General features: G+C 71.5%; 5 protein-coding genes. 1 reads left to right on the forward strand and 4 read right to left on the reverse strand.

Features of this window, described 5'->3' with window-relative positions; translation table 11 throughout:
- The first annotated feature begins 2 nt into the window (after positions 1-2).
- Positions 3-8,483 carry a hypothetical protein gene (locus AC07A4_RS18715; RefSeq protein ID WP_478599690.1) on the forward strand — a complete coding sequence of 2,827 codons (8,481 nt, stop codon included), beginning with the start codon at positions 3-5 and terminating at the stop codon, positions 8,481-8,483.
- A gap of 213 nt (positions 8,484-8,696) precedes the next feature.
- Here AC07A4_RS18715 and AC07A4_RS18720 read toward each other — a convergent pair whose 3' ends face one another.
- The 4 genes from AC07A4_RS18720 to AC07A4_RS18735 all read right to left on the reverse strand — a co-directional run bounded on the left by AC07A4_RS18720 (position 8,697) and on the right by AC07A4_RS18735 (position 14,892).
- Entirely contained in the window at positions 8,697-8,897 is a 201-nt protein-coding gene (locus AC07A4_RS18720) for a hypothetical protein (RefSeq protein WP_478599692.1), read from the reverse strand.
- A gap of 159 nt (positions 8,898-9,056) precedes the next feature.
- Positions 9,057-10,874: an ABC transporter ATP-binding protein gene (locus tag AC07A4_RS18725; protein WP_478599694.1), complete on the reverse strand. Its 1,818-nt coding sequence runs from the start codon at positions 10,872-10,874 to the stop codon at positions 9,057-9,059.
- The gene (locus tag AC07A4_RS18730; protein WP_478599697.1) at positions 10,871-12,601 is read right to left on the reverse strand and encodes an ABC transporter ATP-binding protein/permease; all 1,731 of its coding nucleotides are present in this window, start codon (positions 12,599-12,601) and stop codon (positions 10,871-10,873) included. Before AC07A4_RS18730 ends, AC07A4_RS18725 begins: the two co-directional genes overlap by 4 nt.
- On the reverse strand, positions 12,601-14,892 hold the full coding sequence (locus AC07A4_RS18735; protein WP_478599699.1) for a YcaO-like family protein: 2,292 nt from the start codon (positions 14,890-14,892) through the stop codon (positions 12,601-12,603). The genes AC07A4_RS18730 and AC07A4_RS18735 overlap by 1 nt, the downstream gene beginning before the upstream one ends.
- Positions 14,893-15,360 lie beyond the last annotated feature (468 nt).

Here is a 15,360-nt window from a genome sequence, read left to right on the forward strand (position 1 = left end):
CCATGACCACGCCAGCCCCGGTCCGCTACGCCACCCCGATCCGCGTCCTGCTCGCCGAGGCGCCGTTCCCGACCGACTTCGTCACCGGCGCGGGCGGCCTGCTCGACCCGCTGCTCGACAACCTCTACTACACCGCGTTCTGGCCCAGCCTGGACGGCGACACCCTCAGCATGCTGATCGACCTGGTCGTGCTCGACGAGGTGGCCCTCGAACTGCCGGGCCTGGACGGCTTCCAGATCGTGCTCGGCGGCGACTCGTCCGGGTTCACCCGGGTGCGCCTGGGCGTCCAGGCCGGGCCGAAGGGGATCGTCGCGTCGCTGACCGACGTGCGCGCGGCGCTGCGCTTCCCCCGCGAGATCCTCAAGCCGGTCGACGACAACGGGACGGCCGCCGCCGGGTACGCCCAGATCGAGGTGCACGGGTCGTTCGTGCTCGACGAGAGCTTCGACCTGCACGTGACCGGATTCGACGCGCTGACGCTGAAGCCCAGCATGATCGGCGACTCCGGCATCGTCATCGACGCCGAGAACGTCAAGCTCGATCTGTCCCGCACCGGCACGCTGCCCGAGATCGTCGAGGCCGGCTTCGACGAGAGCTTCCTCGGCGTGTTCATCGGCGCGGCCAAGGTCACGCTCCCGCCGGGCCTGCCCGAACTCGCCCCGGAAGACCTGGTCTTGAAGGCGTGCGCGATCGGCTCCGGCGGGGTGAGCGGCACGCTGACCGCCCAGTACGCCGACCCCGCCTTCGACCCGGTGAGCCGCACCTATCAAGGGGGCGGGGCGGGCGACCTGTTCGGCGTCCCGTTCGCGGTCAAGCGGGCCTCGATCGAGGTGAAGCAGAACGCGCTCGTCGAGTCGAGGATCGAGGGGCAGATGCTGCTGCCGTTCTTCGACAAGCGCGTCAACGTGAACGTCGGGCTCGACCTCGGCGGCGGCCTCTCGGTCGAGCTGGCCGGTGCCCCCGAGCCCGGCGACGCCTACGACGAGACCAGCGGCCTGCTCACCCTGGAACGCCCCGGCGTCCTGCGGATCGACGTGCACTCGCTGCGCTTCGAAGTGGCCGACGGCGACTTCCGCACCAAGCTGGGCGGAGTGATCACACCGCTGATGGGCGACGTCGAATGGCCCACCCTGCAGGTGACCGAGCTCGTCATCGACTCACACGGCAACGTCGCGATGGACGGCGGCTGGCTGAACCTGCCGGAGCACCCCAGCTTCAGCTTCCACGGCTTCCGGATGGAGGTCACCAAGGTGGGCTTCGGCAACAGCGCCGACGGCGGCCGCTGGCTGGGCCTCTCCGGCGGCATCAAGCTGGTCGACGAGATCACCGCCGGCGCGTCCGTGGACGGGCTGCGGCTGACCTGGTACCCGGACGGCCACACCAGCGTGAGCTTCGACGGCGTGGGCGTCGAGCTCACCATCCCCAAGGTGCTGCACTTCGCGGGCAAGGTCGCCTACAAGGAGGGACGAGGCTTCGAGGGCGCCCTGCAGGTTCAGCTGATCGCGCTCGACCTGGAGATCTCGGGATCGCTGCGCTTCGGCCGCCACCCCGACGGCACGTACCTGGCCCTCTATCTGAGCACCGACCTGCCCGAGGGAATCCCGCTCTGGGCGACCGGGCTCGGCCTCTACGGCTTCGCCGCGCTCTTCGGCAAGGACATGGAGCCCGACCGGCAGCCCGACGAGCAGTGGTACGACGGCTGGTACAAGCGGCCCGTCGAGGGCGTCACCGATCTGGCGACGAAGTGGCGCCCCGCGGCGGGCAGCGTGGCGCTGGGCGCGGGCGCGAGCATCGGCACGCTGGCCGACAACGGCTACGCCTTCTGCACCCGGGCGCTGTTCGCGATCATCTTCCCCGGGCCGATCATCATGGTCGAGGGCCGGGCGAACCTGTTCACCGAGCGGGCCAAGCTCTCCGACAGCGAGCCGGTCTTCCGGGCCCTCGGGGTCATCGATCTGCGCGCCGACACCGTCACGCTCGCCCTCGACGCACGCTACACATACGACTCCGACGGCAAGCTCATCGACCTGTCCGGCTCGGCCGAGGCGTACTTCGACCGCGGCGACGCCACGGCCTGGCACGTCTACCTCGGTGTCGACGAGCCGCGCACCAAGCGGATTCGGGCGCAGCTGTTCAAGCTGTTCACCGGCGAGTCCTACTTCATGGCCGACGACCATTCCTTCCGTACGGGCATCTGGGCGGGCATCGACGAGCAGTGGAAGTTCCCGCCGTTCACCCTGAAAGTGGAGGCCTGGATCGAGGCCGCCGCGGCCATCAGCGCCAAGCCCACGCAGTTCAGCGGCACACTGTGGACGCATGGCGCGATCGGGGTCTCGATCTGGCGCTTCGGCATCGACCTCGAGGTCGACACGCACCTCGAAGCGGAAGTCTTCACGCCGTACCACATCCTCGGCCAGCTGAAGGTCCATATCGGCCTGCCGTGGCCGCTGCCGGACATCGACAAGACCGTCGGTCTGGAATGGGGACCCGACCCCGTCCTGCCGCCGCTGCCGCTTCCACTGCAGGCCGTCACCGTCGAACACCTCAAGGTCACCACCGCCTGGCCGCTGGAACGCGGGCGGCTGCTGCGGCCGGACTACGGGCCCGACGGGTTCCGCACCGACCCCGACGTGCCACCGGCCCAGGTCGCGGCCGCGCCGCCGCCGAACGACGCGCCGGTGGTGCCGCTCGACTGCCGGCCACGGCTCGCCTTCGGCCGGCCGGTCAACGACGACGCGCTCGTGGCGATCAATCCGCTGCCGCTGCCGGCCGAGTACGAGCGCGTCGGCGACCCGGAGCAGGGCGAGGGGCCGCTGCGGGTGCGCTACGGGCTGCGGGAGCTCGCGCTGGACGCCTTCGACGGCGCGGCCTGGCGGCCGGTGGCCCGCAAGGTCGGTCCCAGCCACCCCACGCAGAACCCGCCGGGCCTGCCCAAGCTCTACGGGTCGTGGGCGCCGGAAGCCGGCCACACAAAGCTGTGGCTGTGGTCGAAGACGCCGTTCGACTTCATCGCGCACGGCGGCGGCCAGTACGCGGACTGGTTCACCGGCGACCAGCCGGACTACCCCTGCCCGTCGCTGCCCCCGGACCGCGAGTTCTGCGTGGACTTCGAGAAGATCCCGCTCGCCGCCTCCTTCACCACTCCCTGGGTACGGCCGATGCCGCCGCACCTCGTCATGGGCTGGATCGACCCGTCCCCGCAACACCTCGTGGAGCTCGACGACGTCATCGACGGCCGCGGCAAGGCGCTGGAGATCCTGCCGTCGGCCCTCGGCGACCACGTCACCCAGATCCGCGTCACGCTGCCCGGGCCCGCCAAGAAGATCACGCTCACCGCGTTCGCCGAGTCCGGCCTCAGCGCGCAAGCCCGGCAGGAGAACGGCGCGATCGTGGGCCCGGTCTCCGGCGGCACGCCCGACGCACCCCGCATCACGCTGGAGGGCGAGCGCCTGGTCGAGGCCGCGCTCATGGCGCGCACCGCGATCCGCGTCGTCGCCGTCTGCTACGTCGTCGGCCCCGGCCAGCAGGAACAGGCCGATCTCCAGGTGATCCTCAACCACCTCCACCAGCAGATGGCCCGTTGGTCCGAGGCCGGCGACATCCTCACGCCGCACACGCGGTACCGGCTCAAGAGCGTCACCACCATCGACGCCGTGCCCGAGGGAGATCTGTCCGGCGAACCGCCGATCACCTTGGAGCAGACCGAGTACGCGTACTTCCGCACCGAAGGGCCGCCGGGCCTGAGCGCACTGTCGGTGCCCGACGGCGACCCGCAGCCAGCCACCTTCGCCAGCGGCCTCGACACCCTGGTCCCGTACGTGCGGCAGACGCTGCCCGAGGCCGTTCCGGGCGAGGGACAGAGCCCCAACGTGCCCGTCCGGCCCGTCTACCGCGGCTACGACATCGGGGTCTTCTTCAACGAGAACTACGTCGACCTCATGTACCGGGCCGAGGGCCGCGACCTCGGCATCTACCTCTTCGATCACAACGACCAGCGGGTCGAGCACTTCGCCGGCCGGCTGCTGTCCGCAGCGCACTCCTGGCGGCGCACCACCCACGCGGTGCTGACCGCGGCCGAGACGGTGTGGGCGCAGGCCGTCGCCGACAGCCCCTGCGTGACCCTGGACCCGGACACCAAACCGGGCGACTCCACGCTGCGGGACACGACCGCCAGCCGCCTGCTCGACCCCGACAGCGTGTACGAAGTCCGGCTGATCCCGCTGCTCGTGCGCGACGAGTTCGCCGGGCTGCCCGAGGGCACCGAGGCCACCGGCCCGGCCGGAACCCTGGGCCAGTGGCGCGTCGTCGACACCGGCACGGAACAGGCGCCCTCCCGCTGGCGCGTCGAGCAGCAGACCACGGGCCGGTACGTGAACCAGGTGAGCAACGTCTGGGGCGGCACCCTCGACGGCACCGACCCGGTCAAGCCCGGCACGGTGTTGCTGCGCGGCGACGCGACCTGGTCCGACTACCGCTTCGAGGCGCATGTGCAGAGCTTCGACGACGATGCCGTCGGCGTGGTGTTCCGCTACCTCGACGCGGGCACCCACTACCGCTTCAGCATGGACCGTGAGCGCCGCTACCGGCGGCTGGTGCGCGTCGTCTCGGGCGTGCACACGATCCTGGCCGAGGACGATTTCGTGTACGAGACCGGCCGCGACTACGCGCTGTCGGTGGAGGCCGTCGGCCCGGCGCTGCGGATCCGCCAGGACGGCCGCACGGTCTTCGAGGCCGCCGACGCCACCATCGACCGCGGCGCGATCGGCCTGTACTGCTGGGCCAATCAGGGCACCCGGTTCCACAGCGTGCGGGTGACCGACCTGCGCCCGGACGCGCCTGTACCGTACCGGTTCCCGTTCACCACCTCGCGGTACGCGAACTTCGCCGACCAAGTGCACAGCTTCGCCGACCGGGCCGCGCTGGTTTCCGCGCCCATGGGCATGCCCGCCGGGGTGGATCCCGCGACGCCGCCCACCGAGGAGGAGGCCAGGGAGTACGAACGGCTGGCGACTGGCCTCGGTGGAGACGGCCCGCCGCCGGTCGCGCTCGAGGTACGCGTCGTGGACAGGGCATTGTGGATACGCCAGCCGGAGCCGCTGCGCTGGGACCGGCTCGCGCTCGCCCTTGCCACCACCACCCGCTGGAGCCCGACGCCCGCGCCGCCCGGCACGCTCAAGCTCGTCGGATGCGAGCCTGGCGGGCTGACACCCGCCGGTGAACACGTGGACATCCTCTGCCGCGACACCGTCGACCCCACGGGGTATGCCGTCGAAGCGTGGCACTGGCCGGGCCCGCTCCGGCCCCAGCCCGCCGCGGAGGCGCTGCTGGCCGACGAGTTCGACCGCGACGACACCGGGGTGGTCTTCGCCGAGTCCGGCGGCCCGAACGCGCTCGACAAGTACTCGATCGTCGACGAGGGCGATCAGCTCGGGCCCTCGCGCTGGACGGCCGTCGGCGAGCGGATCACCCAGACCAGCCCGATCTTCGGCGGCACGGTCACCGCGGGCGACGCGGCGAAGCCGGGCACCCTCGCGATGCTGGGCGGCGGCTTCGGCAACGTCCGGGCGACGTGCTCGCTGGTCCTGGACAGGCCGGGCGCGATGGGCGTGGTGTTCCGGCGCGCGGCGCCCGATCGCTGGTACCGCCTCTCGTTCGACGCCGATCTCGGCTACCGGCGCCTGGTCAAGCGGGGCGCCGCCGGGGTGTCGGTGCTGTGGGAGGAGCGGCAGGCGGTGCCAGCCGGGCAGGTCCTGTCGGTGCGCGTGGACGCTTTCGGCGACCTGCTGCTCGGCTACCTCGACGGGAGCCTGCTCTTCGCCGTACGCGATGACGAGATCGCCGTCGGCGGCATCGGGTTGTACGCGTGGCGCTGTCCGACCGCGGAGTTCAGCGCGCTGCGCGTCGAGACGCTGGCGGCGAGCCCGATCGCGTGGCGGAAGGGCTTCGGGGCGCTCGGCGAGGTACGCGTCGTCGACGCGCCCGACGCGGTGGACGACCCCTCCGACTGGGAAGTGATGGCGGGCGGCGCGCTGGAGCAGCACGCGAACCTGCACGACGACGCGGACGGTGTGCACCGGGGAACGATCGCGCTCGTCACGGGCGAGAGCGTCGGCGACGGCGACCTCGGGGTGCTGCTGCGCAGCGACAGCGACGGCGCGATCGGTGTGGTCTTCCGCTATCGAGGCGAGGACGACTACTACCGCTTCTCGATGCGGCGGGACGTGCCCGGACGCGCGCTCGTTCGGATCGTCGACGGCACAGCCACAGCGCTGTGGCAGGACGGCGTGGGCTACGAGCCCGGTCGCGCCTACCGCATCACGCTGCGCCTGGCCGGGCCGGTGTTGAGCGGATACGTCGACGGCGTCCAGGTGTTCAGCGTCGCCGACGCGACCTTCGCCGAGGGGCAGGTCGGCCTCTACTGCTGGGCGAACCCGACCGCGCGCTTCGACTGGGTGCTCGCGACGGCGGCCGACCGGGCCAGCGGCGGCTGGGCCATCGTGGACGGCGGCGACCTCGGCGGGCCGTCGCGGTGGCGAGCCTCCGACGGCGTGCTCCGGCAGACCTCGGCGATCCTCGGCGGCAGCCCGCCGCTGCTGCTCGGCACCCATGCGATCGCGGGCGACGACGGCTGGACGGATTACCGCTGCGCGGTCGGCCTGCGCGCGGACGCGCCTGGGGCGATCGGCGTGCTGTTCCGCTACCGCGACGAGCGGAACTACTACCGCTTCTCGGTGGACGGCGCCCAGTCGTACCGCCGCCTGATCAAGCGGGTCGGCGGCGTCACCACCGTTCTGTGGCAGGACAGTGTGGCCGCGCCGCTGGGCCGGTCGATGCGGTTCGTGGCCGACGCCATCGGCGACCGGATCGCCGTGTACGTGGACGGCGAACGGCTTGTGGAGCTGACCGACGATTCCCATCCCGAAGGCCGGATCGGCCTGTACGCGGCGCAGAACCCGGGCGCACGCTTCGAGTCGGTTCTGGTGACCCCGCCGCCCCGGTCAGCGCGCGCGCTGTTCGCCGACCGGTTCGGCGCGGGGTCGCTGGCTGGCTTCACGGTGGTCGACTCGGGCGACCAGACGGCGCCCTCGGCCTGGCAGGCGGCCGACGGTGCCGTGCGGCAGACGTCCGAGATCTTCGACCAGCCCATCGACCGTGACACGCTCGCCAAGCGTGGCACCGAACTGATGGTCGCGGGCCGTGATTGGGCCGACGTCGTACTCAGCGTCCGGCTGCAGTCCTTCGACGACGACGCCATCGGGGTGAGCTTCCGCTACCTGGACGCCGGTAACTGCTATCGCTTCTCGATGGACAGCGAACGGTCGTACCGGCGCTTGGTCAAGTTCGTCAACGGCACCGCCTCGCTGCTGTGGGAGAGCACGGACGGGTACGTCGTCGGCCGCGCGTACCAGCTCGTGATCGTCGCCGTCAGCGATCAGCTCCGGGTGTACCTGGACGACATCGCGGTGTGCGCGGTCACCGACCCGGACCTGCGGCACGGCAGCGTGGCGCTGTACTGCTGGGGAAACCGCGACGCCCGGTTCGCCGGTCTGCGCGTGCTCGATTCCGGCAGCCTGTTCACGGCCTGGACCCTTAACGAGACGTTCACGCAGGCGATCCCGGGCCGCTGGGACCTCAGCTCACGCTGGCAGCTCAGCGCTGGCGTGCTCGACCACACCGCCGGGGGCAGCGGGACCGACTTCGCGCTGCTCACCGCGCCGATGGCCGGAGACCATCGGGTAACAGCGCGGGTGCGCCCGAGTGGCCCCGGGACGGTGGGTGTCGTGGCGCGGTTCCGGGACCCGGAAAACTACATCGCTTTGCTCGTCGGGCCGGCCGATGTGCGATTGGTCCGGCGCCGCGCTGGCGAGGAGACCGACCTGGCCCACGTCACGACCGTACGGCCGGACCGCGAGCTGATCCTCACCCTCACCTGCGACGGCCGAAGGCTACGGGGCCACGTCGACGGCCGGCTCGTGGCGGACGTCGACGAGCCGGAGACACCGGCGGGGCGGTCCGGCCTGCTCTGCGATGCGACCACCTCAGCCACGGCGTACGCCGTCACGCTGGCCGAGCCCGACTGGGTGCCCCACTACCGTTTCGGCCCAGACCGCCCCCAACCGAGCGGCACGCTGATCGAGCTCCGCTCCGGCGCCGTGGCCGCGCCGCCCGACCCGGGCGAGGTACGGCTGCCAGACCACCCCCGCCTGCGGATGGTGAGTCCCTTCGGCGAGCCGGAGCACGACCGGGAGTTCCCGCCGAACGAGACGTACGAGGCCACACCGGCCACGGTCGTCCGCAACCGCGACGGCACGTCATGCTTCGTCATCCCCGCTGGCGCCCCGGCGCCACCCAAGCTGTACCGGCTGCGGCTCACGTTCCGCCGGGACAACCGAGCCCACGACGAGGCTTCCCCGGTCCTGAGCCAGGGCGGCGACACCACCGACGAGCAGGCGACGCTCACGGTAGTGCGGCCCGACAGTTAGCGCCTGGTCTGGCCGGGCTGTGAAGGGACCCTGACGGACTTTGGCTGGTCAGTGGACCAGCCGCTGGACGGTTGGCCCCGGCCTGAGTCACCGTCATGTCCGCATCGTTCACGCACGCCTCGTGTGAAAGGGCAGACGCATGCGCGGTCGGCCGTAAGGGTCGCGGCTCTCTCCCTCTCCTCGTCCCGGGCGGCGACGACTCCGGGGCCGGGCTCAGGCCGCGCGGGTGTAGCGGTCGGCCTGGCGGGCGGTGGCTTCGGTGCGGCCCGCGGCCAGGCGGGCTTCGGCCGCTTCCCGGCCGAGCAGTGTCCAGCGCGTCGTGGTGGTCTTGCGCGCTTCTCGTACGAGGCGGTGGTGGGCGGCCTGGGCGGCGAGCTCGGTGGTGCGGAACTGGTGGAGTTCGTAGTCGAACATGTCTCTGTCCCCCTGGGTTTCGGTGTGTGGCTGTCTGCGATGACTCCACTTTCGTTTCCCAGGGGGGTCCGGCACATCGGGCAGGTTCCGCATCTTCCAGCGGGCGGGGGCCTTAGGAGTGCGGAAGGGGCCTTAAGCACCGGCAGCAGCCGCACCAGCTCAGGTCGGGGCGCTGGTTCCGTGGTCGGGTGGGGACTCGCCGGGCCGTTCGGGGAGGCCGACGACACCGTCGTGCTGGGAGGCGACGAGCCGGGCATAGACGCCACCCAGGGCGAGCAGGTGGTGATGGGTTCCCGATTCGGCGACCCGGCCGCGCGCGAGGACCACGATCCGGTCGGCGGAGCGGATCGTCGACAGGCGATGGGCGACCAGCAGCGTCGTACGCTCGCGCTGGAGGCGTGTCATCGCGGCCTGCAGCAGCGCCGTGTTCTCGGCGTCGAGGTTGGAGACCGCCTCGTCCATCACCAGAACGGGCGCGTCCCGCAGGAACGCCCGGGCGATGGCGATGCGCTGGCGCTGGCCGCCGGAGAGCTGGGCCCCCCGCTCACCGATGACCGTGTCGTAGCCGTGCGGGAGTTCGCGCACGAAGTCATCGGCGATGGCCCGCCGGGCCGCCGCCACGACCTGGGCACGGGTGGCGCCGGGGCGGCCGATGCGGATGTTCTCGGCCACGGACGTGTTGAACAGGTACACCTCCTGGGGCACCAGCGTGACGAGCTCGCGCAGGGCGGCCTGAGGAAACGCGCGGACGTCGTGGCCGCCGACGGAGACCGAGCCGAGCCGGGTGTCCCAGAACCGCATCAGCAAGTGAGCGCAGGTGGACTTGCCCGCGCCCGAGTGGCCGACCAAGGCCACGGTCTCGCCCGGTGCCACGGCGAAGCTCACGTCGTGCAGGACGTCGGGGCCGCCCGTGCCGTAGCCGAAGGACACATGGCGGAACCGCACGTGGGGTTCGATGGGCGCGGGGGGCGGCCGCGAGGCCAGGTCGGTGACGGTCGGCGGGGCGTCGAGGACGGTGAAGACGCGCTCCGCAGCGGCCCGTACCGCCCCGAAGTTGCGGGCCGTGGAGAGGATGTCGTTGAGCGGGGCGAAGCAGTAGACGGCGAGGATCACCGCGACCGGCAGGGTCGTCGCGGGCAGCCGGTGGTCGGTGACCAGCAGCGAGCCGGTGACCAGGACGGTAGCCATACCCAGGGTGACCAGGGCGTCCGCGGCGGAGTGCTCGGCGCCGGACCTGCGGCCGTGAGCGAGCTGGGCGCGGTAGAGGGCGGCCCCGCCCCGGCCGATGCGCTCCAGCCAGGCCGCCTGGCGTCCGAACGCCACCAGTTCCCGCAGCCCCTGCACGCCGTCCACGACATCGGCGTTGACCTCACCGAGCCGCGCGCGCAGCTCTCTGCCCTGGGCACCGGCCCTGGCGGCCAGCCAGACCGGGACGGTGGCGACTGCCGCCAGGAACGGAAGAACGGCCACCAAGAACAGGGGATGCAGAGTGGCGAGCACGGCGAGCGCGCCGAACGGGACGACGACGGCGACCAGGAAGCTGATCACGGTGTGGGCGAAGAACTCCTCCGTCAGCTCGACATCGGCCATCACCGTCGAGGCGAGATCCCCGGTGCGCCGGCCAAGGAGATAGGCCGGCGTGAGCCGCTCCAGCGCCTCGAAGACCCGCACCCGCAGATCGGCCAGGATGAGGTACGCGATGTCGTGGACCATCCACATCTCGGCCCATGCCGCGGCGGCCCGCGCGACCACGAGAGCGCCGAGCAGGACGACGCCGAGGCCGACGGCTCGCGCCGAGTGGCCGGTGGCGGCAAGGCCGACGAGCCACACCGCGGTGACCGCCGCGGCGATCCCGAACGCCTGGTCGGCGATCCCGACGAGCAGCGCGAACACCAGCCTGCGCCGGAACCCCTTCGTGAAGGGCAGCAGCCCGGCCAGCCCCCGGCCGTGCGGAGCGCACCGCGCGGCGGGGATCACGGCGCCGCCTGCGCGGCGACCATGCGGGCGTAGTCGCCGCGGCACAGCAGCAGACTGCGGTGGTCGCCGACTTCGGTGACCCGCCCGTGCGTCAGGACGGCGATGCGGTCGGCGTCGCGGACCGTGCACAGGCGGTGGGCGACCACCAGGGTCGTGCGCCCGCGGCTCAGCCTCCCCAGAGCCCGCTGGATGTCGGCCTCCACCGCGGCGTCGACGCTGGAGGTGGCCTCGTCCAGGACCAGTACGGGCGCGTCCTTGAGCAGGGCCCGGGCGATCGCGATGCGCTGCCGCTCGCCGCCGGAGAGTGTCAGCCCCCGTTCGCCGACCGGCGTGTCGTATCCGGCCGGGAGGGCCTCGACGAAGGCGTGGGCGCCCGCCGCGCGGGCCGCCTCGCGCATCTGCGCCCCGGTGGCGCCGGGCCGGGCGAGCCGGAGATTGTCCGCGATGGTGCCGTGGAAGAGATACGTGTCCTGACAGACCACGGCGACCAGCTCCCGGAGCGCGGCCAGGGGCAGCCCGCGGATGTCCGAACCGTCGACCAGGACCCGCCCGCCGACAGGGTCGAAGAAGCGCAGCAGCAGCGAGACCAGCGTGGACTTCCCCGCCCCCGAAGGCCCCACGACGGCGAGCGTCTGACCTGCCTCGAGCCGCAGGCTCACCCGGTCCAGGGCCGGGGCCAGACGGCCGGCGTAGGTGAAGGTGACGCGCTCGAACTCCACGACGGGAGGCCGCCCGGTCCGCCCGCGCCGCACCGGAGCGGACGGCTCGGGAGTCTGCGGAACCGCGTCGAGCAGGGCATGGATGCCCGCGGCGGCCGAGACGGCGGTATGACCGGCATGCCAGAACCGGGACAGCTCGATGAACGGGCGGAAGCACTCGAACACCAGGAACACCACGACGTAGAGGCCAGCGAGGTCCAGCGCCCCCTGGGCCAGGCGCAGCGCGCCCACGCCCACGCTGAGCGAGGTGCCCGCCGCGACGCCGAAGGCGGTGAGACCGGTGTCGACCAGGGAGACGCGCATCTGGGCCATCGTGGAGCGGTACAACACCTCGGCCCGGTCGCCGAGTTCGCGGCGGCGGCGCTCGCCCGCGTTGAACGCCTTGAGCGTCGCGAGGCCCTGCATGGTGTCGAGGTAGGCGGCGTCCAGCGCGGCGTAGGCGTCCCAGTGGGCCTGTCCGCGCTCTCCGAGCAGCCGGTCCCACCAGCGCGGCGCCAGCGGCACGAACACCACGAGGGCCGCCACCAGCACCCCCACGACCCAGTCGATCGACGTCAGATAGGCGACGAGACCGGCTGGCGCGAGCAGGCACACGGCCAGCTGCGGCAGATAGCGCGCGTAGTAGCTCTCCACCGCCTCCACGCCGTCGACCAGCACCGACTGCACCGTGCCCGTCCGGGTCCTGGTGAGATGGCCAGGCCCCAGGGCCAGCAGATGCGCGTACAGGCGGCGGCGCAGGCGCAGTTTGGTCGCGGCCGCCGTCCGGCTGACACACAGCTCGCGCAGCTGCAGCAGAGCGGCCCGTACGGCGACGAGCGCGAGCACCCCGGCGACCGGGCCGAGGCTGGCGCTCCACGGCTGGTGGCCGCTCACCTGGTGCAGAACGGCGGCGACCAGCAGCCCCTGGCCGACGTACGTGGCGGTCACGCCGAGCCCCACAGCCACCGCCGCGGCGATATGCCAGCGCACAGCGGTGGCCAGTTCCAGGAGTCGGCGGTGCAGCAGCATCAGGCGTGCGGCAGGGGGAAGTAGTTGAGTTCCTCCTCCGTCAGCGGCCGCTGACGCCAGCCGAGGGTGACGGCCATGTCCTGGATGCGCCTCCTGCCGACGAAGGGGAACGCCGCCGGGAAGTTGGGGACAAGGCCGGGGATGAGCACCCGCACCACACGAAAACCCGTCTTGGCGACGTCGTGGGTGGTCACGTCCACATAGATGATCTCGTAACCGCGCTTCTCGACCACGTCCCGGTACGTCGCCAGGGCGCGGTCGGGCAGCCGCGGCAGGCCGTCGACCGGGCGGCTCGTGGGGGTGTCCACCCAGGGCCGCACCACCTCGGTGGCGCGCGGGTCCAAGAACAGCTGCTGCTGGCACAGCAGGTCGTTGACGTCGTGGAAGTCCTTCGCGTAGTCGTCGAGGTAGGCGCGGTCCTTGCGCCAGGGCTTGACCATGGCGTTGGTCCAGCCAGCTGCGACCGCCTGCCGGAACAGCCCGTCGGGGTCGTCGAAGTCCCGGGTGCCGTCCTGCAGGGTCAACGCCTCGCCCCAGGCCTTGCGGGCGGCGTCCACCGGGTCGGGACGGGCGCCGAAGCCGATGGTGAACAGCTTCTCGACGCGGTTCTCGACCACTCCCGCCAGGACCGGCACGTCGAACTCGTTGTCCAGGTGGATGAGCCAGGCGCGCTGGCCGAGTTCGGCGGGCCGCCCGGCCCACAGCGCGGCGAGTTCGGCGGGCAGATCCACCTTGGGCAGCGGCTGCCGGTTCAGCCACCAGATCATGGTCGCGTCCCGCTCGATGACCTCCTCGATCCCCGAGACCAGCGCGGCATCCAGCGTGTGCCCCGCGGCGAGCCCCGGATAGTAGAGGAAGTTGGTCGGCGGGACGTCCGCGTACTGGTCCATGTACCAGTTGACGTACACCAGACTGGCCGGGACCCACATCGGCCGGTCGGTGGTGAGCGAGCGGCCCCGCACCCAGTGGGTGGTCCGGTCATGGGTGAACCGGACGAACGGGAAGCCGGGGCTGTCGTACAGCCGGTCCGAGTACAGCACGAGACGGTTCGGGTCGAGCGCGGATTCGCCCGCCCGCTCCAGCTCCTGGTACGAGGCCTCGCGGACATCGACGGTCTCGGTGACGCAGTTGCCGCAGTAGCGCTCGACGGCTTCGCCGATCGCGGCGCTGCGGGCCGCCCGGAAGTCGCGGAACGCGGTCCCGCCGCAGACCACGTTGTTGGCCCAGGTGTACAGGCGGCGCATGTCGGCGACGTTGGTCTGCACTGTGACCAGCCGGTCGGGGACGGACGCGTCGTGCTGGAAGATCTGGTGGGAGGCGATCAGGCCGGTACGGTCGTCAAGGAGCAGCCGCTCGTTGAAGGGCGGCGTGTCGTCGTCCAGCGGCCTGTCGGGCAGCGGAAGCACCGGGTGGCGCGCGATCGTCAGCTCCACCGGGTCGAGCTCGATCTCGGCCCACAGCGACCACGCGGTGACCCCGGCGACCCAGCGCTCGACGTCGATCAGCAGGTAGGACAGCATCCACAGCAGTTCGGACGGCGTCGGCCCGCACCCCGCGCCGAAGACGGCGTCGCCGGTCAGCGCGGCGTGCACATCGGGTCGTTCGGCCGCTGTCAGGCGTCGGCCCAGCAGGTCCCGGTAGTCGGGGGTGCGGCCCGGCGCGACCGTAGGCCCGGCCCAGCCGCGGCCCGCACTGAGGTGGAACGACGACCACAGCACCCGGTGCTCGGCACAGAAGTCGTTCAGGGACTCCAGATAGCCCAGGTCGAAGCGGTCACGCAGAGCCAGCACCACGGGCCTTCCGGCCGGGTGCGCCGCCAGGGCAGCCGCCAGGCCCGCCCTCGAAGCCACCTCCACCGAAGCGAAGTTGGCGGTCGCCGGGCAGACGCGGGCGACGTCGGTCAGCTCCGCGTCGCCCGTGAGGATCAGGGGAGTGGCGCTCACCCGCCCTGGATCGGCCTCCGCCCCCTGCTCGAACCGGAGCCAGTGGGCCGCGCCCGCCGAAGGCTCCTCCGTGCTGAGCCCACCGAGCTCCGTGAGCTTGCCGAGGACTTCGCGGTAGCCCGCAGGGTCGTCGGTGCCGCGGACGATCTCCTCGAGGGGGGTCGCACCGTCGCAACGGGCCAGGACCGCCGCGACGTCCTCAGGCGCCGCCTTGATCTCGAAAAGACCGCCCCTCGGGGCGATGGCGAGCGTGTGCCGTACCGCGCCCGGGCGGGGCCAGACAAGTGCCCGCAACTCGACGCACACCATCCGGGGACAGCCGGCTCCGAGGGATTCATTGACTGTCAACGATTCCTCCATCCCATGAGGTTCCGGGAACCGCAGACCGGCGATTCCCGGAATCTGGCACTTATCCCTTATCCCTCAGTCGTTCCAGGTGAACACCGGGGCGATACTCGAGTGGTTGTGACTCGGGGCCAGCATCCTCCGAGCACGGTGGAAGTCGATGTGCACGATCATTTCGGTCCTCCTCACAGACATGCGGCTCCCCTCACGGATGTCGCCGCATAGTGGAGAGCGTGGTTGGCTGATCAGACGCCGCACATACGCATTTGAGCGTAGGGACCCGGAGGGCGGCCCATTCCCGACGCCTGCACGAAGTTCGCTCCTGCATGTCTTCCGCAACAGCGAAATGAGTGCCGAAATGCGACGTCAATGGACGTGCCAGAATCCATGACCCCCGACATGGGAATACACGGATCGGCCTCACGCGCTCTCATCAGGCTTCGGTCATTCCGGCTGAATCGCGTCGGCGCG

This window comes from Streptomyces sp. NPDC043996, assembly GCF_056435225.1.